Genomic DNA, 17,654 nt, shown 5'->3' with positions numbered 1-17,654 from the left:
TGGTGCCGTCGCCGGCAAGGTCGTTGGTCTTCGAGGCCACTTCGCGCACCATCTGCGCGCCCATGTTTTCGAACTTGTCGGAAAGCTCGATTTCCTTTGCCACGGCCACCCCGTCCTTGGTGACGCGCGGCGCGCCGTAGGCCTTGTCGATAATGACGTTGCGGCCTTTGGGGCCGAGCGTCACCTTGACGGCGTTGTTGAGGATTTCGACGCCGCGCAGCATGCGGTCACGCGCGTCGGTGGAGAATTTGATTTCCTTGGCAGACATGATCTTTTCCAGTTCGGTTGTCGTGGCAAGGCGCTTGCAGCGCCTGAATCAAAGCTCGGAGCGTCCTTTGCGCGCGCGCGGGAGGGCGCGCGGCCTTCCAATCAGGCGGCCTTCTTGGCAGCCACGGTCTTGTCGATGATGCCCGTCTCGCTTTTTTCGATGATGCCCATGATATCGGCCTCCTTCATGATCAGAAGGTCCTCGCCGTCTATCTTGACCTCGGTGCCGGACCATTTGCCGAACAGAATGAGGTCGCCGGCCTTGACGTCGAGCGGGATCAGCGCGCCGCTTTCGTCCCGCGCGCCCGGCCCGACAGCGATCACTTCGCCTTCCTGCGGTTTTTCTTTGGCATTGTCGGGGATGATGATGCCGCCCTTGGATTTGGTGTCGCTTTCGGCGCGCCGAATGACGACGCGATCGTGGAGTGGCCGGAATTTCATGGGGACTCTTTCTGGGGCCAGCTTAGGCGGCCGCCCCTCTCTATAGGCGCCCTGGCACTCGATTGATAGGAGCGCCAAAAAATATTCATAGGGCACATGAAATATTGAACGTATTATCTTGCCTGGTTATCCCCTGGTGTTCGGGCCTTGCCGAATATTAATGAAATTGAATTTCTATCTTTGAACACCTATTTTATGGTGAATTCACATTCACGACTTTCGCTGCAAGGGAGATTTTACCGATGGCCGAAGGCAATCAGAACATCATGGAAAAAGCTCAGGCCCGCTTCATGGAAAATCAAAAGAAGACGGCGGAGCGGAACAAAGCAACTGCCGAATATCTCTCGGAAGCCAAGGCGAGGAGCATCAAAACGGCAAGGCTGAGGGAATTGCGACTGGCCAAGGAAGAGGCGGACCGCGCGGCGGAAGCTCTGAATCCGGTCGCACCAAAGAAGAAGCGGGCGTCACGGGCAGTCAAGAAGGCCGTATCTGCATCGACGGAGGCGAAATCATGAGCCTGACATTTCCCAATCCCAGCCGCAGCTACGACGAGGCAAGCAAACGCATCCGCTTCGTCGGCCATGACGGGATGTTCCAGATTTCCTTCTCTGTCGCAACCGATGCCATCTCCAAGATGCAGCCGGGAACGGCGGCCTCAGAAGCTACCTACCTGGCAGCCTTCGACACGGCTTCCAACTCGATCCACGATGTCGCCAGGAATGCCTATGCCCGCACCCGCAGGAGCATATATGTGCTGACTGCGGCCGATTTTCGCTAGTCCGTCGCGATCCGTCCACAAGACGCTTTGTCAGGGCTTCCGGTCCGCCTTCGCTCGCCGCTTGACGTCGCGACCGTTCAGCCGGTCGACCATCGCGTCCGCATCGCGCGTGTTCAAACTGGCCGTGAGTTGCTGCTTGAGCTCGGCCGGCTGGCCGGTGAAGACGTCGAAGACGGTCCAGCTGTGAGGATGTTCCATACGGAGCGCGTAGCGCTTTGCCATCTTGGGTCCTTTCGTTTCCGCCCAATCAATGAATGTCGCTCGATCAGGCCTGGGCGATGAAGAATACTGCCGCCACGACAAGCACCGTCCACAAAACGACGGACAGCTTCAGGGCCAGGCTACCGTACGCCGAGAGCACCTCCCGAGTGTGGTTGACCAGACTCTTGACGGTCATCGACATGGTCGACGCCGCAATCGCGACCGGCGGCGCCTTGGCCCCAAGCTTTCCGAAGACAGGCAGCAGCGACGGCTCGCGCACGAAAAACGACCTCGAATGTCTGGAAACCAGACATCGTCATAGCATCCTTTTTTCGAACTCCTGCATGCCAAATGACTTCGCGCAGGTTGGCATCACCCTCAAGGGTCCGTGGCGCGGACGGCCGGGGCGTCGCGCATTCCAGGAGCAGGGCTTATTGCCGAGATCATGAAGGTTCATAATCCGCATGAGACGCGCTGATTCGCGCTTTGGCGGGATGCCTTCATGCAACGCAGCTACGCAGCCGGGAGGTCGACGCGACGGACGAAGGGAAAGACGATGACCGCGCCGGCCGTCGAATTGCAGAAGGCCATATTCGAGGCAGTGAATGACGATCCCGATTTATCGGCGGCACTGGGCGACGCACGATTGTTCGACCGTGCGCCGGAAAATGTTGCGTTCCCCCACATGACCTTCGGCCGCACCAGCGTCTACGATTGGGCAACGGGAATGGAGAACGACGCAGAACAGTTGCTGACGTTGCATGTCTGGTCGAAATCAGAGGCCAGCAAGGAAACCAATGACATCATGGACCTTGTTAGCACCCGCCTGCGCGATACGGCTCTCTCGCTCGGCGAACATCGCCGCGCCTACCTCAAGCTCGAATTCGCCGAAGCCCGCTACGACGAGGACCTTTCGGCCCATCACGGGCTGCTGCGCTTCCGCGCCGTGATCAAGGACGAGGGCTGACCACCGGGCATTTTTTACAATCCGGCAATTTTGTTCTTGCTTTGTGCCGGCAGCTATGCTACTAATTCGCCTATGGTGCTGATGGCGCCAGCGACCCGCCGCAGAGGCGGGTTTTTATTTCCGGTCGGTTCGCCTGAATCTGCCTTCGGTTGCCGGATCGATTATCGAAGTCGGGGCAAACCTGAAGCGATTGCCTTTCACTGCCAAACGATGCCCGGTTGTCGGCGAAGGATCGGAGGGCTAGGTTAAACTTGGCAATTTCGCGGGATGGGCGGCGAAATGGCAATCCGGTAATCTCGCGCTTCAGGGGTGTGGCGGGCATGCATTCGAGCGTTCACCGTTCATATCACGTTCAGCACCGGCGCGTTAGAACGCTGACCATGAAAACCCTTCGCTCCCACTTCCGGACCGCGGCACTGGCGCTGTCAGCCGCCGGTCTGCTTGCGTCGCAGGCGATGGCGATCCCCGTTGTCGTGCCCGAGCAGCCCCAACCGGTCGTCCTCGCCGCCTCCGACTGCTATGCGATCGGCCAGCAGGTGGCCGAGCAGAATGGCGGCACCTTGGCCAAGGCCTCGCAGTCGACACGCGGCGGCCAGCCCGTCTGCGTCATCGTCGTGCTGGTTCCGGGCAAGGAAGGGCAGCGTCCGCGTCGCTCGGAGATCGTCGTTCCGCTGAACTGAACCGTGCCGTTTCCCAGACTGCCGGAATCGGCCTATATCTGAACAGCTTCAACAGGCCTTCCGCATGCGCGTACTCGTCGTCGAAGATGACAAGGATCTCAACCGGCAGATCGGCGACGCGCTGGTCGATGCCGGCTATGTCGTCGACCGCGCTTTCGACGGCGAGGAAGGGCACTTTCTCGGCGACACCGAGCCCTACGATGCCGTGGTGCTCGACATCGGCCTGCCGCAGATGGACGGCATCAGCGTGGTCGAGCGATGGCGGCGCGGCGGCCGCAAGATGCCGGTGCTGATCCTGACGGCACGCGACCGCTGGAGCGACAAGGTTGCCGGCATCGACGCCGGCGCCGACGACTACGTCACCAAACCCTTCCACATCGAGGAAATCCTGGCCAGGGTGCGGGCCTTGATCCGGCGTGCTGCCGGGCACGCTTCGTCCGAACTGACCTGCGGGCCGCTCCGCCTCGACACCAAGGCCTCCAAGGCCGACGTCGACGGCGTGCCGCTGAAGCTGACCTCGCACGAATTTCGCTTGCTTGCCTATTTGATGCACCACATGGGCGAGGTGGTGTCCCGGACCGAGCTGGTCGAGCATCTCTACGACCAGGATTTCGACCGCGATTCCAACACGATCGAGGTCTTTGTCGGACGGCTTCGCAAGAAGATGGGCATCGACATGATCGAAACTGTTCGCGGCATGGGCTACCGCATGCGTAAGCCGGAGGCGTAACGCGGAACCGCTGCCTACAAAACCCGCCGTCTCGAACACGCCGTCGCTGCGGTCATGGCCGCGTTCGGTGGCGTTTCGCGTCATCGCCTTTTCCACGGTCTGGGCGATCCTCACTCTGGTCGTCATCTTCACCTTGATCACCACGCTCTATCGCCAGGCCAGCGAGCGCGGTTTCGACAGCCTGCTTTCGGCGCATCTGTTCAACCTGATCGGCTCGGTCGGCGTTTCTGAAAGCGGCCAATTGACCGGCGCCCCCGACCTTGGTGATTTGAGGTTCTCGGAACCGAATTCCGGCTGGTACTGGTCGGTCGAGCCTGCCTCGGAAGGCGTGCACGGCGATCTCCATTCGTCGTCGATGACCAAGGCGATCCCGTCGCCAAGCGTTGCCGAGGTGCCCTTCAATGCCAGCTTCCAGCGCAGCTATTCAGCGGACGGCATCGAAGGCGAGCAGTTGGAGGTGTTCGAGAGCGAGTTCGTGCTCGATGCGAAAAACCGCGCCGCGCGCTTCCGTGTCATGGGCAACCAGACCGAGCTCGAGCAGGAAATCGCCACCTTCCAGCGGCGCCTTTTGACCTATCTGTCGCTGTTCGGCGTCGGCATGATCGCCATCAATGCGATTGCCATCCTGCTCGGCCTGCAGCCGCTGCGCCGGGTCAGGAATGCGCTTGCCATGGTGCGCGAAGGAACCGCGCAGCGCCTAGACGGCCGTTTCCCGGCCGAGATAGAGCCGCTCGCCAACGAGACCAATGCGCTGATCGAGAACAACAGGCGTATCGTCGAGCGGTCGCGCACGCAGGTCGGCAACCTCGCGCACTCGCTGAAGACGCCGCTTGCCGTGCTGCTCAACGAGGGACGGGCGCTGGGTGGCGCCAAGGGCCAGCTGATCGGCGAGCAGGCCGCTTCCATGCAAAAGCAAGTGGACCATTATCTGCAACGTGCCCGCGTCGCCGCGCAGCGCGACAGCGTCGTCTACCGTACGCCGGTGGCGCCGCTGGTCCAGCGCATGGTTCGGGTGCTGCAAAAGCTCAACCCGCAGACGGCGCTGTCGCTGTCGCTGCCGGCCACCGACATCGTCTTTGCCGGCGAACGCGAGGACCTGGAGGAGCTGCTCGGCAATCTGCTCGACAATGCGATGAAATGGGCACGGAGCGCGGTCGCCGTTTCGGTCAAGCCAATCTCCAGCAAAGGTGGCGCTGGCACGGAAGGCGCAGCCAACCTGTTCGAGATCAGCATCGAGGATGACGGCCCCGGCATTCCCGACGACAAGGCGCGCGAGGTGTTGCAGCGCGGCCGGCGGCTCGACGAGACAAAACCGGGCAGCGGGCTCGGACTTGCCATTGTCGCCGACCTTGTCAACGAGTATGGAGGCTCTCTGGCGCTGGAACGATCCATCATGGGTGGATTGAAGGCGATGGTTCGATTGCGGAGCCTTCAGTAATGCTTTTCCAGATTGCTTTTCCAGGTGGCTGGCTGCGGCCAAATTTCCGACAAACATCGACATTATGGCCGCGCCAGCTGCTGACAGCGCGGCGGTCCAGCTCAAGAAAGCCGGTATTGGCATGAAGATTCGCGTCGCGCTCGTTTCCGCCCTGCTCGCCGTCTCCGGCTGCACGACGCTCGGCAAGGGCCCGGCCGTTACGGTGACGCCGGCCGCGACGCCCCCCAGCGGCGCCAAGGTGGCGACGACGATCATCTCCGCCATGGGCGGCGGCCTCGTCGGCGGTTCTATCGGCGCCGGCCTGAGCGAGACCGAGAAGCGCAGCGCGCTCGAGGCGGAATACAAGGCGCTTGAATACACGGCGAGCGGCCAGAAAGTGGCTTGGAAGAGCGACAGTTCGGCCCATCGCGGCGAAGTGGTCGCCGCCCAGCCCTATCGCGTCGGCTCGCAGGACTGCCGGCAATACACCCATACGGTGTTTACCGGCACCGCCGGCGCCACCGCGCGCGGAACCGCCTGCCGCAATGCCGACGGCAGCTGGACGCCGCTGACGTAGCGCAATTCCAGGAAAAGTGTGAAACGGTTTTCCGTCCGGAATTGCGCAACAAAGACGCCCGGCCGTCGATCCGCCGATACCGATCCGGCACTAAAGCGCGTCGCGTTCGACCGTCGTCATGCGACGCGCTATAGGTTCTTGTTTTGATGCATGGTCGTTATCGCAAAACCGCTGCACACTTTTGCGCGACATGCATTATCGATCGGAGCGGCCCCGCCAAAGCGTCGCAGCACGCTTGTGTTGGCAGGGCAAGGGTCTCGTTCTATTGGAAGAGCCATGCTGTTTTGGGTCATAGCCGCACTCCTGACGCTGGGCGCAAGCTTGGCGGTGCTGCTGCCGTTGGCCGGCGGATCGAAGAACGCGTCCGCTGCCGGCGATCACGACCTTGAAGTCTATCGCGACCAGCTGGCCGAGCTTGACCGCGATATGGCGCGTGGCCTGATCCGGCCAATGGAGGCCGAAGAGGCACGCGCCGAAATCGCCCGCCGCATCCTTCGCCTGAGCAATGCCGGCCACGCCGACGAGACGGCGACGCAGCCGTCGCGGTCGACAAGGCTGGTGGCGACGGCGGCCGTGCTGCTGGTTCCGCTGGTCAGCTGGGGCCTCTATGGCCAGCTCGGCTCACCCGACCTGCCGTCGCAGCCGCTCAGCGAACGCCTGGCCAAGAACCCCGCCGACAGCTCGGTCGACGAGCTGATAGCCCGCGCCGAGGCGCACCTGGCGGCCAACCCATCCGATGGCCGCGGCTGGGACGTGCTGGCGCCGGTCTATCTGCGCATGCAGCGATACGCCGATGCGGTGACCGCCTATCGCAACGCCATCCGCCTCGACGGCGACAGCGCCGCCCGCCAGGCGGGTCTTGGCGAGGCGATCGCCAATGCGGCCGGCGGCATTGTCTCCGCCGAAGCGCAGGCGGCTTTCGAGGCGGCGTTGAAGCTCGATCCGGCCAATCCGAAGGCCTCGTTCTATCTCGCCATGGGCATGGCACAGGAAGGCCGCATAGCTGAAGCCACGGCGGCCTGGCAAAAGATGCTTGCCGCCTTGCCGCAGGGCTCGCCGTGGCGCGGCGCCGTCGAGCAGGCGCTGGCCGAATCCGCCGCCCGCAGCGTCGCTTCTGAGGCGCCCGCGAAAGGGCCGAGCGCCGAGGATATCGATGCTGCCTCCTCGATGTCGCCGCAGGACCGGCAAGCCATGATCAGCACCATGGTTGCCGGCCTCGACGAAAGGCTTCGGCAAAATCCGCGCGACGAGGAAGGGTGGATGCAGCTCGTTCGTTCCTATGCCGTGCTGGGCAAGACAGATCAGGCGCGTGACGCGCTCAATCGCGGTATCGCCGTCTTTGGCGCGGACAGTGACCAGGCCAGGAAATTCACCGCCTTTGCCGCCTCGCTTGGCGTGACGGCGACGGAGTAGACGATGACGCGCAAGCAGAAACGACTGTCGGTGATCGCAGCGGGGCTGGGGTTTCTCGGTGTTGCCACGGGGCTGACCTTCTATGCGCTTGGCCAGAAGGCCTCCTATTTCTACATGCCGGCCGATCTGGCCACCGCCAGCCTTCAGCCGGGCCAGCGCATAAGGCTCGGCGGTCTTGTCGAAAAAGGCACGGTCGAGCGTGGCCAAGGCGCCACCGTCGCCTTTTCGGTGACCGACAACCAGAAGGACGTCAAGGTCACCTATACCGGCATTCTTCCCGACCTCTTCCGGGAAGGACAGGGCGTGATCACCGAAGGCTCGTTTGGCCCTGACGGAATCTTTGTCGCCGACAGCGTGCTGGCCAAGCATGACGAGACCTATATGCCCAAGGAAGTGGCCGACGGCCTCAAGGCCAAGGGCGTATGGCAGGAGAGCAAGAGTGACTAGCGGGTGCGGTGACAATGGTTGAAACCGGACATTTCGCCCTGGTCCTGGCGTTTGCGCTGGCCCTGGTGCAGACGATGGTGCCGCTGTTCGGTGCGCGCACCGGCAACCACAAGATGATGGCCGTCGGCGCACCGGCCGCGCTGACCGGCTTTGCCTTGACGGCGCTGTCTTTCGTGGCGCTGGCAACCGCCTACGCCGGCTCCGACTTCTCGGTTGAGAGCGTCTGGGAGAACTCGCATTCGCTGCAGCCGCTGATCTACAAGATCACCGGAACCTGGGGCAATCACGAAGGTTCGATGCTGCTCTGGGTGCTGATCCTGACCTTCTTCGGCGCGCTCGTCGCCGTCTTCGGCGGCAATCTTCCGGCGACGCTCCGGGCCAATGTGCTTGCCGTGCAGGGAGCGATCGGCGCCACTTTCTTCCTGTTCATCCTGACGACGTCGAACCCGTTCGTCAGGCTCAATCCGGCGCCTATCGAGGGCCGCGATCTCAACCCGATCCTGCAGGACCTCGGCCTCGCCATCCATCCGCCGCTGCTTTATCTCGGCTATGTCGGTTTCTCGATCTGCTTTTCCTTCTCTGTCGCTGCCCTCATCGAGGGCCGCATTGACGCTTCGTGGGCGCGCTGGGTAAGGCCGTGGACATTGGTTGCCTGGATGTTCCTCACCGGCGGCATCGCCATGGGCTCCTACTGGGCCTATTACGAGCTCGGCTGGGGCGGCTTCTGGTTCTGGGATCCGGTCGAGAACGCATCCTTCATGCCGTGGCTGGCGGGCACGGCGCTGCTGCATTCGGCGATCGTCATGGAAAAGCGCTCGGCGCTGAAGATCTGGACGCTGCTTCTGGCGATCCTGACCTTCTCGCTGTCGCTGCTCGGCACCTTCCTGGTGCGTTCCGGCGTGCTGACCTCGGTGCACGCATTCGCCACCGATCCGACGCGTGGCGTGTTCATTCTCTGCATCCTGACGCTGTTCATCGGCGGCTCGCTGGCGCTGTTTGCCTTGCGCGCCTCCCGGCTGACGGCCGGCGGCCTGTTTCACCCGATCTCGCGCGAAGGCGCGCTGGTCCTGAACAATCTGTTCCTGACCACCGCCACCGCCACCGTGCTGGTCGGCACGCTCTACCCGCTCGTCGTCGAAGCCCTATCTGCCGACAAGATTTCGGTCGGCGCGCCGTTCTTCAACCTGACATTCGGCCCGCTGATGGTGCCGCTCTTGGTCGTCGTGCCGTTCGGGCCGCTACTCGCCTGGAAGCGCGGCGACATTTTCGCGGTCGCCCAGCGCCTGATGGCGGCTTTCGCGGCGGCGCTGCTCGCGGTGCTGGTGACGGCCCTGTTCATCGATGGCGCTTCGGTGTTGGCGGCACTCGGTGTCGGCCTTGCCTTCTGGCTGATCTGCGGCGCGCTCACCGATCTCGCCGTCAAATCCGGCTTCGGCACCGTCGCGCCCGCCACCATGCTCAGGCGCTTCGCCGGCCTGCCGCGCTCGGTCTTCGGCACAGCGCTTGCGCATCTCGGCCTCGGGCTGACAACGCTCGGCATTGTCGGCACGCTTTGCTTCGGGACCGAAAAAATCCTGTCGATGCATGCCGGCGAGACCGTCGAACTGTCCGGCCACAAGCTGCGCTTCGAGGGGCTCTACCCGGCCCAGGGGCCGAACTACAGTGAGGATCGCGGCCGCTTCGCCCTGCTTGGCGCCGACGGTAGCGTCGCAGGCGAGATCACCTCGGCCAAGCGCTCATATCCGGTGCGCCAGATGACCACAACCGAATCCGGCATCAGGACGATCGGCTTCAGCCAGCTCTATCTTTCGCTTGGCGACGAGGGCAGCGATGGCTCTGTGGTCGTTCGTCTGTGGTGGAAGCCGCTGGTGACGCTGATCTGGGGCGGCGCACTGGTGATGATGGCGGGCGCGGCGATGTCGCTGCTCGACCGCCGCCTGCGCGTCGGCGCACCGTCGCGCCGCAAGGCTGCGGCCGGCGTGCCATCGGCGAGCCCGCAATGAAAAGGGTCACGCTGGCCTTGCTGGTCCTGCTGCTGGCGCTGTTGTTCGCCGGCGCCGCGCAGGCGGTCAAGCCCGACGAGGTGCTCGCCGACCCGGCACTCGAGGCGAGGGCGCGCGCTTTGTCGGAAGGCCTGCGCTGCATGGTCTGCCAGAACCAGTCGATCGACGAGTCCGATGCCGACCTCGCCCGCGACCTGCGCATCCTTGTGCGCCAGCGCCTCGTCGCCGGCGATACCGACCGGCAGGTGATGGACTATGTCGTTTCGCGCTACGGCGAATTCGTGCTGCTGAAGCCACGCTTCAATCTGCGCAATGTTTTGCTCTGGGGGACGCCAGTTCTTCTGCTGCTCGTTGGCGGGACATTCATCCTGCTGGCCGCCCGCTCGCGCCGTTCGACGGTGACCGCTGCATTAACTGCCGAGGAACAGGCGGCGCTGGACAAGATGCTCCGCCGCGATTGATCGATACATTACGAAAGTTTCATGTACCGGAAATGGCGCCGTAATGTGCGGCTCTCTATTTCCTTTGTCGAGGATGCCAATCAAGGGGCGTCCCTTGAAAAGAGGATACGAGAACCATGAATGTTGCCCCCAATTCATATCTGCGCACCCGCAAACGCCTGCTGGCCGCAGCCGCATCCCTGGCCATTGCCGGCGCGATCGGCTTTGGTGCTGTTGCCACCGGGACAGCCCCGGTGCTGGCCGACGCCGTGCGTGTCGAGGCACCGCAGGTCCCGAGCTTCGCCGATGTGGTGGAGCGCGTTTCGCCGGCGGTCGTCAGCGTGCGCGTCAAGGCCAAGATCCAGTCGACGGCCGATGACGGTTCCGGCCAGATGGACGACGAGGACGGCTTAGGCAATCTTCCCGACAACCCGCAGCTGCGCCGGTTCTTCCGCGAATTCCGCGGCTTTGGCGATCAAGGCGGCGATCAAGGCCCGAACGGAATGGGCCGTTTTGGACACCGTGACCGCAACAACGACCAGCCGCGGCCGGTGGCGCAGGGATCCGGTTTCTTCATCTCCGATGACGGCTATCTCGTCACCAACAACCATGTCGTCGAGGAGGGCACCGCCTTCACCGTGGTGACCAATGACGGCAAGGAACTCGACGCCAAGCTGATCGGCACGGACCCGCGCACCGATCTTGCCGTGCTCAAGGTCGATGACGGCAGCAAGTTCACCTATGTCGACTTCGCCGACGATTCCAAGGTTCGCGTCGGCGACTGGGTGGTGGCTGTCGGCAATCCGTTCGGCCTCGGCGGCACGGTTACCGCAGGCATCGTTTCGGCCCGCGGCCGCGATATCGGCGCCGGTCCCTATGACGACTTCATCCAGATCGACGCCTCGGTGAACCGCGGCAATTCGGGCGGCCCGACCTTTAACCTCAACGGCCAGGTTGTCGGCATCAACACCGCGATCTTCTCGCCCTCGGGCGGCAGCGTCGGCATTGCCTTCGACATTCCCGCTTCGACCGCCAAGCAGGTCGTGCAGGATCTGATGAAGAACGGCACCGTGCAGCGCGGCTGGCTCGGTGTCGAGATCCAGCCGGTCACCCCCGAAATCGCCGAGTCGCTTGGCCTTGGGTCCGGCAAGGGCGCGCTCGTTGCCAGCGCGCAGGACACCGGTCCCGGCAAGAAGGCCGGCATCACCGCCGGTGACGTGATCACCCAGGTGGACGGCAAGGACGTTGCTTCGCCGAAGGAACTCGCCCGCCTGATCGGCGCTTATCCGCCCGGCAAATCTGTCGATGTCACGGTGTGGCGCAACGGCAAGAGCGAGGCGGTCAAGGTCGATCTCGGCAAGCTGCCGTCGAGCGACAAGCAGGCCTCGGCCGACCAGCAGCCTGCCCCAGCGCCGAAGACCGACACGCTCGCCGATCTCGGCCTGACCGTCACCAAGTCTGACAATGGCAAGGGCCTTGTGGTGACCGATGTCGACCCCGACAGCGATGCCGCCGATCGCGGCATCCAGCCCGGCGACGTCATCACCTCCGTCAATTCGGCGGAAGTGAACGGCGCCGGCGACGTCGACAAGGCGATGGCCGACGCGGTGAAGTCCGGCCGCAAGGCGGTGCTGATGCAGATCACCCGCGACGACAGCAACCGCTTCGTCGCACTGCCTGTCGCCAAGGGCTGAGCGCATGACCCCGAACACGTATTCCGTTTTCGGAAAGGCTCATGCGCCGATTCAAGGTGCTAGAGCGCCCTTTGCGCGTTCAAGAGGACGCGCGGCGCTCTAGTGGTCGACTTTTCCGGTGCGGCGGTTTTCAACACCCCCGAGCCGCCGCACGGGAAAGCACGGGGCCTGAATACGTTCGTCAGTCATCGTGTTCCGCCCCAGCGGCAGCGGGCTTCCCATCGCCCGCTGCCGCTCGAACATGCCGCTCAAGGCGTGAAGCGGTTTTAGGCTACGACATGCTAAAACAAAGACTTACCGCGTATCCCTGAATCAATTTGTTCGCGATACGCCATGGAGAAGGCCACGATGCATATGCCGGCCACTCAATCTTCCAGCGAAATCGCGTATAACGGTTCTATGAAGATTCTCGTCATAGAAGACGATCGCGAGGCAGCCGACTACCTGCAGAAGGCGTTCGCCGAGGCCGGCCATACCGCCCATGTCGCCGGCGACGGCGAAACCGGCTTCGCGCTCGCCGATTCCGGCGACTATGACGTCATGGTCGTTGATCGCATGATGCCGCGCCGCGACGGCCTGTCCGTCATTGCCGGGCTCAGGTCCCGGGGCAATACGACACCCGTGCTGATCCTGTCGGCGCTCGGCGAAGTCGACGACCGGGTCACCGGTCTGCGCGCCGGCGGCGACGACTATCTGACCAAACCCTACGCCTTTTCGGAACTGCTCGCCCGCGTCGAGGTGCTGAACCGCCGCGCCAGCGCCAGGGAAGCCGAAACCGTCTACCGGGTCGGTGATCTCGAACTCGACCGGCTGTCGCACTCGGTGCGCCGCGCCGGGCGCGAGATAACGCTGCAGCCGCGCGAGTTCCGCCTGCTCGAATATCTGATGCGCCATGCCGGCCAGGTGGTGACGCGCACCATGCTGCTCGAGAATGTCTGGGATTACCATTTCGATCCGCAGACCAATGTCATCGACGTTCATATCTCGCGGCTGCGGGGCAAGATCGAGAAGGGCTTCGACAAGCCGATCCTGCACACGGTTCGCGGCGCCGGCTATATGCTGAAAAGCGGCTAGAACCCCATGGCTCTTTCCGTGCCGGCCATCATGAAGACGACGGCAGCGCGGCTTTCGGCGCTCTACCTCCTGCTGTTCGCCATCTGCGCGGTGCTGCTCGTGTTCTACATGACCTCGCTGTCGGCGCGCATGCTGACCGGCCAGACCCAGGACACGATCAACGACGAGGTGCTCGGCCTCGCCCGCGCCTATCAGCGCGGCGGCCTCCCGTTGCTGGTCCGCGTCGTCGAGCAGCGCTCCCGCCAGCCCGGCGCCAATCTCTATCTGATCGCCGATGCCAACGGCCAGATCCTGACCGGCAACGTGCAGAGTCTGGAGCCGGGCGTGATCGAGGCCGAGGGCTGGACCACCGAGCCGTTCTCCTACCGCCGCTTCGGCGAGGGCGAGCTCGAGCGGCAGCGCAACCCGGTCTCCGACCCGAACGAGCCCGCCCAGAGCGAAGTACAGGCCGAAGGCGAGAAGGGCCATAACGCCATTGCCCTGGTGCTGCGCCTGCCCAACCAGATGATCATGCTGGTCGGCCGCGACCTCGGCGAGCCGGAGCGCTTCCGCGCCGTCATTCGCCGCGCTCTGATGCTGGCGCTCGGTATGATGGGCGTCGGCGGGCTGCTGATCTGGTTCTTCGTCGGGCGCGCGGCGCTGAAGCGCATCGACAGCGTGTCGGAGGCGAGCCGCCGCATCATGGGCGGCGATCTTTCCGGCCGGCTGCCGGTCACCGGCGCCGGCGACGAGTTCGACCGGCTGTCGGAAAACCTCAATTCCATGCTGGCCAGGATCGCCACGCTGAACGAGGGCCTGAAGCAGGTCTCCGACAACATCGCCCACGACCTGAAAACGCCGCTCACCAGGCTGCGCAATCGCGCCGAGGCGACGCTTTCCGGCAAGCACAACACCAGCGACTACCGGCAGGCGCTGGAAGGAACGATCGCCGAATCCGATCAGCTGATAAAGACCTTCAACGCCATCCTGATGATCTCGCGACTGGAAGCCGGCTATTCCTCGGAAAGCACCACCAGGGTTGATCTGGCCGCTGCCGTGCACGACGTCGTCGAACTCTACGAGCCGGTAGCGGAGGAGGCGGGCGTGACGCTCGAAACTTCGGTGCAAGGTTCCTTCGCCGTCAACGGCAATCGCGAGCTGATTGGCCAGGCGCTGTCCAACATCGTCGACAACGCGATCAAATATTCGACCGACTCGACCTCCAGGCCTACGGTTCGCGTGACGCTGGAGCGTGTCGGTAGCGAGATCAGACTCGCCGTCTCCGACAACGGCCAGGGCATTCCCGACGATGTCGACCGCGCCAGGGTGACCGAGCGTTTCGTGCGGCTGGAAAAGAGCCGCTCGCAGCCGGGTTCCGGCCTTGGCTTGAGCCTCGCCAAGGCGATCATGACATTCCACAATGGACGGCTTGAGCTTCTGCCCGGCAATCCCGGATTGTCGGTCGTCATGAGTTTTCCCGGGCGGGAGGATCGCTGATGGTTGCGAGGATGGCAGTGCGACGCCTCGAAACGGACTGGCTGTTGAAGCCAGCGGTAGAGCTCGTTCCGCTGGATGCAAGCCGCGCCAGGCAGGAATTGTCGGAGATCGCCGACGCCGCGCGGCAAAAGGAACTGCCGCGACTGGCGAAATTTCTCGCCGGCAAGGGGGTCGTCCAGGATTTCCTCGCCGCCGTGTTCGACCTGTCGCCGTTCCTGCGCGATACCGCGCGCCGCCGGCCACGGATACTCGATGCGCTTTTCGACGGGAGCGTCGAGGCGCGGCTGTCATCGATCGGCGCCGCGGTCGACAAGGCAGCACGCGTAGAGGCCGTCTCCGAAAGCAGCCTGATGATGGAGCTGCGCCAATGTAAGGCGGAGGCGCATTTCCTGATCGCCTTGGCCGATCTCGCCGGCGAGGCCGAGACCTCGCTGACGGTGCGGCGACTGAGCGACCTTGCCGACGCCTGCACGCGTGCGGCTGTCGATTTCCTGCTCCGCGACGCGCATGAGCAAGGCAAGCTCCGATTGCCGGATGCCAAAAATCCGGCGCGACACTCGGGCTGGATCCTGCTCGGCATGGGCAAGCTCGGCGCGCATGAGCTGAACTTCTCCTCCGACATCGACCTCGTCGTCTTCTTCGACCCCGATGCGCCTGCCGTCGTCGATCCGCTCGATGCCACAGAGCTGTTTTCGCGCCTGACCCGCCGGCTTGTCCGTATCCTCCAGGACCGCACCGAGCACGGTTACGTCTTCCGCACCGATCTCAGGCTTCGTCCCGACCCCGGCTCGACGCCGCTGGCGATCCCGGTCGAGGCGGCGCTGCGCTACTATGAGGCGCGCGGCCAGAACTGGGAGCGCGCCGCCATGATCAAGGCCCGCCCGCTGGCCGGCGATTTTGCCGCCGGCGCCGCGTTCCTGAAGGAACTGCAGCCCTATATCTGGCGCAAATACATGGACTATGCGGCGATTGCCGACGTCCATTCGATCAAGCGCCAGATCCACGCCCACAAAGGCCATGGCGAGGTCGCGGTCAAAGGCCACAATGTCAAGCTCGGTCGCGGCGGTATCCGCGAGATCGAGTTCTTCGTCCAGACCCAGCAGCTTATCGCCGGCGGCCGCTTTCCCGAACTGCGCGGCCGCGAGACCGTGCCGATGCTGGGCGAGCTCGCCGCGCGCGGCTGGATCACCGCCGACGCGCGCGATGCGCTCACCAGGCAATACTGGTTCCTGCGCCGCGTCGAACATGCCATCCAGATGGTTGCCGACCAGCAGACGCATATCCTGCCGGAGGACGAAGAGGGGCTGGAGCGCGTCGCCCGCATGCTGGGCTTTGCCGATGCGGCAGGCTTTGCCGAAACGTTCCGCGCGGCGCTGCACCAGGTCGAGCGCCACTATGCAGCGCTGTTCGAAACCGCGCCGGAGCTTTCGGCCGGTATCGGCAATCTGGTCTTTACCGGCGACGTCGACGATCCCGATACCTTGCAGACCTTGCAGCGGCTCGGCTTCCAGCGGCCGAGCGACATCTGCCGGGTTATCCGCGGCTGGCACTTCGGCCGCTACCGCGTCACCAGGTCGGCGGAAGCGCGCGAGCGGCTGACCGAACTGACGCCGGCGCTGCTGCAAGCCTTCGGCCAGACGCGGCGGGCGGACGAGGCAGTGATCCGCTTCGACGAATTCCTTGCCGGCCTGCCTGCCGGCATCCAGCTGTTTTCGCTGCTGCAGTCGAATCCGGCTTTGCTGAAGCTGATGGCGACTATCATGGGCGCGGCACCGCGGCTGGCCGCCATCATCACGCGCCGGCCGCATGTCTTCGATGGGCTGCTCGATCCGGCGCTGCTGAGCGAACTGCCAAACCGCGCCTATCTGTCGGCGCGCCTTGCCGCCTTCCTCGAAGGTGACAGAGCCTATGAAGACGTGCTCGACCGGCTGCGCATCTTTGCTTCGGAGCAAAAATTCCTGATCGGCGTCAGGCTGCTTGCCGGGTCGATCGACCCGTCGCGCGCCGGCCGCGCTTTTTCCGATCTCGCCGACCTGACCATCGAGGCGGCATTGCAGGCGGTGATGGCGGAATTCGCTTTGCGTCATGGCTATATTGCCGGCGGCCGGGTCGCGCTGCTCGGCATGGGCAAGCTCGGCAGCCGCGAACTGACGGCGGGCTCCGACGTCGACCTCATCCTGCTCTACGATCACGACGCCGATGCGGAGGAGTCCGACGGCGACAAGCCGCTTGCCCCGTCGCATTACTACAGCCGGCTGACACAGCGGCTGATCGCCGCCGTTTCCGCGCCGACCGCCGAGGGCGTGCTCTATGAGCTCGACCTTCGCCTGCGGCCGTCCGGCAACAAGGGGCCGGTGGCTACCCATGTCGACGCCTTCAAGAAATATCAGCGCCAGGACGCCTGGACATGGGAGCACATGGCGCTGGCGCGCGCCCGCACGATCGGCGGCGATGCCGAGCTCTGCCGCGAGATCGAAGGGGACGTTGCCGCAGTGCTCGCTCTGCCGCGCGATCCAGCCAAGGTGATGGCCGAGGCATCCGAGATGCGCGCCATGGTCGACAAGGAGAAGCCGCCGCGCGATCCCTGGGACATCAAGCTGATCCCGGGCGGCCTCATCGATCTCGAATTCATTGCCCAGGTTGCGCTGATCACCGGAAAGATCGAGGCAGGCCGCAGGGCCACCGGCACGGCTGAGGTCCTGTCGCGCCTGGCGCCGGATTTCGCCAAGGCCCAGGTCAGGCAGGAACTGGTGGATGCCTATTCGCTCTATCTGGCGCTGACCCAGATGATACGGCTTTGCCTCACCGGCGCGTTCGAACGCGACGACGTTCCGCCAGGGCTTTCCGATCTGCTTCTTGCGGTCACCGACCTGCCGGATTTCGGGGTGCTTGAAGCGCACCTCAAGGAGACGTCGCAGAAGGTCAGAAAGGATTTCGACCTTCTGCTTCGTGCGAAACAACCGTGACGGCAACCAGCCGTACGGGCGAGAGCATCGGGCCCAAAATTGCGACCTGCTTTGGGAGGTTCCGATGTTCAATCAAAGAGATA

The 17,654-nt window shown here is 63.9% G+C and carries 19 protein-coding genes; 15 read left to right on the top strand and 4 right to left on the bottom strand.

Going from position 1 to position 17,654, the window contains the following annotated elements:
• The coding region (locus NKH59_RS08740; RefSeq protein WP_353021549.1) for a TCP-1/cpn60 chaperonin family protein at positions 1-268 on the bottom strand (268 nt) is incomplete at its 3' end.
• A gap of 101 nt (positions 269-369) precedes the next feature.
• The gene (locus NKH59_RS08735) at positions 370-708 is read right to left on the bottom strand and encodes a co-chaperone GroES (protein ID WP_352471004.1); all 339 of its coding nucleotides are present in this window, start codon (positions 706-708) and stop codon (positions 370-372) included.
• A 242-nt stretch (positions 709-950) separates the two neighbouring features.
• Between NKH59_RS08735 and NKH59_RS08730 the strand changes: the two genes are divergently transcribed.
• Both NKH59_RS08730 and NKH59_RS08725 read left to right on the top strand, forming a co-directional pair.
• Positions 951-1,223, top strand: a complete 273-nt coding sequence (locus tag NKH59_RS08730; protein WP_352471005.1) for a hypothetical protein — start codon at positions 951-953, stop codon at positions 1,221-1,223.
• A complete protein-coding gene (locus tag NKH59_RS08725; RefSeq protein ID WP_254819951.1) occupies positions 1,220-1,486 on the top strand; it encodes a DUF1488 family protein in 267 nt (88 codons plus the stop codon). The genes NKH59_RS08730 and NKH59_RS08725 overlap by 4 nt, the downstream gene beginning before the upstream one ends.
• 30 nt (positions 1,487-1,516) lie before the next feature.
• On the opposite strand, the gene NKH59_RS08720 is transcribed toward NKH59_RS08725, so the two are convergent.
• Entirely contained in the window at positions 1,517-1,708 is a 192-nt protein-coding gene (locus tag NKH59_RS08720; protein WP_352471006.1) for a hypothetical protein, read from the bottom strand.
• Between the two features lie 43 nt (positions 1,709-1,751).
• Positions 1,752-1,967: a hypothetical protein gene (locus NKH59_RS08715; RefSeq protein ID WP_352471007.1), complete on the bottom strand. Its 216-nt coding sequence runs from the start codon at positions 1,965-1,967 to the stop codon at positions 1,752-1,754.
• A gap of 276 nt (positions 1,968-2,243) precedes the next feature.
• On the opposite strand from NKH59_RS08715, the gene NKH59_RS08710 reads away from it, so the two are divergent.
• The 13 genes from NKH59_RS08710 (at position 2,244) to NKH59_RS08650 (ending at position 17,571) form a co-directional block, all read left to right on the top strand.
• The gene (locus NKH59_RS08710) at positions 2,244-2,654 is read left to right on the top strand and encodes a DUF3168 domain-containing protein (protein WP_352471008.1); all 411 of its coding nucleotides are present in this window, start codon (positions 2,244-2,246) and stop codon (positions 2,652-2,654) included.
• A gap of 380 nt (positions 2,655-3,034) precedes the next feature.
• Entirely contained in the window at positions 3,035-3,334 is a 300-nt protein-coding gene (locus NKH59_RS08705) for a hypothetical protein (RefSeq protein ID WP_352471009.1), read from the top strand.
• Positions 3,335-3,398: 64 nt separating this feature from the next.
• Complete coding sequence (locus NKH59_RS08700; RefSeq protein WP_023718390.1) at positions 3,399-4,064, top strand: response regulator transcription factor; 666 nt, start codon at positions 3,399-3,401, stop codon at positions 4,062-4,064.
• Positions 4,065-4,074: 10 nt separating this feature from the next.
• Entirely contained in the window at positions 4,075-5,502 is a 1,428-nt protein-coding gene (locus tag NKH59_RS08695) for an ATP-binding protein (protein WP_353021553.1), read from the top strand.
• A 121-nt stretch (positions 5,503-5,623) separates the two neighbouring features.
• Entirely contained in the window at positions 5,624-6,058 is a 435-nt protein-coding gene (locus tag NKH59_RS08690; RefSeq protein WP_023677823.1) for an RT0821/Lpp0805 family surface protein, read from the top strand.
• Between the two features lie 276 nt (positions 6,059-6,334).
• Complete coding sequence (gene ccmI / locus NKH59_RS08685; RefSeq protein WP_352471011.1) at positions 6,335-7,471, top strand: c-type cytochrome biogenesis protein CcmI; 1,137 nt, start codon at positions 6,335-6,337, stop codon at positions 7,469-7,471.
• Between the two features lie 3 nt (positions 7,472-7,474).
• Positions 7,475-7,918, top strand: coding sequence for a cytochrome c maturation protein CcmE (gene ccmE / locus NKH59_RS08680; RefSeq protein WP_352471012.1), 444 nt, complete (start codon positions 7,475-7,477; stop codon positions 7,916-7,918).
• 14 nt (positions 7,919-7,932) lie between these two features.
• Positions 7,933-9,921 carry a heme lyase CcmF/NrfE family subunit gene (locus NKH59_RS08675; RefSeq protein WP_352471013.1) on the top strand — a complete coding sequence of 663 codons (1,989 nt, stop codon included), beginning with the start codon at positions 7,933-7,935 and terminating at the stop codon, positions 9,919-9,921.
• On the top strand, positions 9,918-10,382 hold the full coding sequence (locus tag NKH59_RS08670) for a cytochrome c-type biogenesis protein (protein ID WP_353021547.1): 465 nt from the start codon (positions 9,918-9,920) through the stop codon (positions 10,380-10,382). The genes NKH59_RS08675 and NKH59_RS08670 overlap by 4 nt, the downstream gene beginning before the upstream one ends.
• Before the next feature lie 116 nt (positions 10,383-10,498).
• Positions 10,499-12,055: a Do family serine endopeptidase gene (locus NKH59_RS08665; protein ID WP_353021545.1), complete on the top strand. Its 1,557-nt coding sequence runs from the start codon at positions 10,499-10,501 to the stop codon at positions 12,053-12,055.
• 399 nt (positions 12,056-12,454) lie between these two features.
• On the top strand, positions 12,455-13,129 hold the full coding sequence (locus tag NKH59_RS08660) for a response regulator transcription factor (RefSeq protein ID WP_254819962.1): 675 nt from the start codon (positions 12,455-12,457) through the stop codon (positions 13,127-13,129).
• A gap of 6 nt (positions 13,130-13,135) precedes the next feature.
• On the top strand, positions 13,136-14,605 hold the full coding sequence (locus NKH59_RS08655) for a sensor histidine kinase (protein ID WP_352501788.1): 1,470 nt from the start codon (positions 13,136-13,138) through the stop codon (positions 14,603-14,605).
• Positions 14,605-17,571 (top strand): bifunctional [glutamine synthetase] adenylyltransferase/[glutamine synthetase]-adenylyl-L-tyrosine phosphorylase, encoded by a 2,967-nt coding sequence (locus NKH59_RS08650; protein WP_352501789.1) that lies wholly within the window; start codon positions 14,605-14,607, stop codon positions 17,569-17,571. Before NKH59_RS08655 ends, NKH59_RS08650 begins: the two co-directional genes overlap by 1 nt.
• The last annotated feature ends 83 nt before the right edge of the window (positions 17,572-17,654 follow it).

The sequence above is a fragment of the Mesorhizobium sp. M0998 genome (assembly GCF_040318885.1).
Classification (GTDB): domain Bacteria; phylum Pseudomonadota; class Alphaproteobacteria; order Rhizobiales; family Rhizobiaceae; genus Mesorhizobium.
This window is presented reverse-complemented; position numbering and strand designations above follow the sequence as displayed.

Excerpts from the sequence above, each read along its gene's own strand:
- NKH59_RS08735 (WP_352471004.1), bottom strand. The coding sequence starts at position 708 with ATGAAATTCCGGCCACTCCACGATCGCGTCGTCATTCGGCGCGCCGAA.
- NKH59_RS08730 (WP_352471005.1), top strand. The coding sequence starts at position 951 with ATGGCCGAAGGCAATCAGAACATCATGGAAAAAGCTCAGGCCCGCTTC.
- NKH59_RS08725 (WP_254819951.1), top strand. The coding sequence starts at position 1,220 with ATGAGCCTGACATTTCCCAATCCCAGCCGCAGCTACGACGAGGCAAGC.
- NKH59_RS08720 (WP_352471006.1), bottom strand. The coding sequence starts at position 1,708 with ATGGCAAAGCGCTACGCGCTCCGTATGGAACATCCTCACAGCTGGACC.
- NKH59_RS08710 (WP_352471008.1), top strand. The coding sequence starts at position 2,244 with ATGACCGCGCCGGCCGTCGAATTGCAGAAGGCCATATTCGAGGCAGTG.
- NKH59_RS08705 (WP_352471009.1), top strand. The coding sequence starts at position 3,035 with ATGAAAACCCTTCGCTCCCACTTCCGGACCGCGGCACTGGCGCTGTCA.
- NKH59_RS08700 (WP_023718390.1), top strand. The coding sequence starts at position 3,399 with ATGCGCGTACTCGTCGTCGAAGATGACAAGGATCTCAACCGGCAGATC.
- NKH59_RS08690 (WP_023677823.1), top strand. The coding sequence starts at position 5,624 with ATGAAGATTCGCGTCGCGCTCGTTTCCGCCCTGCTCGCCGTCTCCGGC.
- ccmI (WP_352471011.1), top strand. The coding sequence starts at position 6,335 with ATGCTGTTTTGGGTCATAGCCGCACTCCTGACGCTGGGCGCAAGCTTG.
- ccmE (WP_352471012.1), top strand. The coding sequence starts at position 7,475 with ATGACGCGCAAGCAGAAACGACTGTCGGTGATCGCAGCGGGGCTGGGG.
- NKH59_RS08675 (WP_352471013.1), top strand. The coding sequence starts at position 7,933 with ATGGTTGAAACCGGACATTTCGCCCTGGTCCTGGCGTTTGCGCTGGCC.
- NKH59_RS08670 (WP_353021547.1), top strand. The coding sequence starts at position 9,918 with ATGAAAAGGGTCACGCTGGCCTTGCTGGTCCTGCTGCTGGCGCTGTTG.
- NKH59_RS08665 (WP_353021545.1), top strand. The coding sequence starts at position 10,499 with ATGAATGTTGCCCCCAATTCATATCTGCGCACCCGCAAACGCCTGCTG.
- NKH59_RS08660 (WP_254819962.1), top strand. The coding sequence starts at position 12,455 with ATGAAGATTCTCGTCATAGAAGACGATCGCGAGGCAGCCGACTACCTG.
- NKH59_RS08655 (WP_352501788.1), top strand. The coding sequence starts at position 13,136 with ATGGCTCTTTCCGTGCCGGCCATCATGAAGACGACGGCAGCGCGGCTT.
- NKH59_RS08650 (WP_352501789.1), top strand. The coding sequence starts at position 14,605 with ATGGTTGCGAGGATGGCAGTGCGACGCCTCGAAACGGACTGGCTGTTG.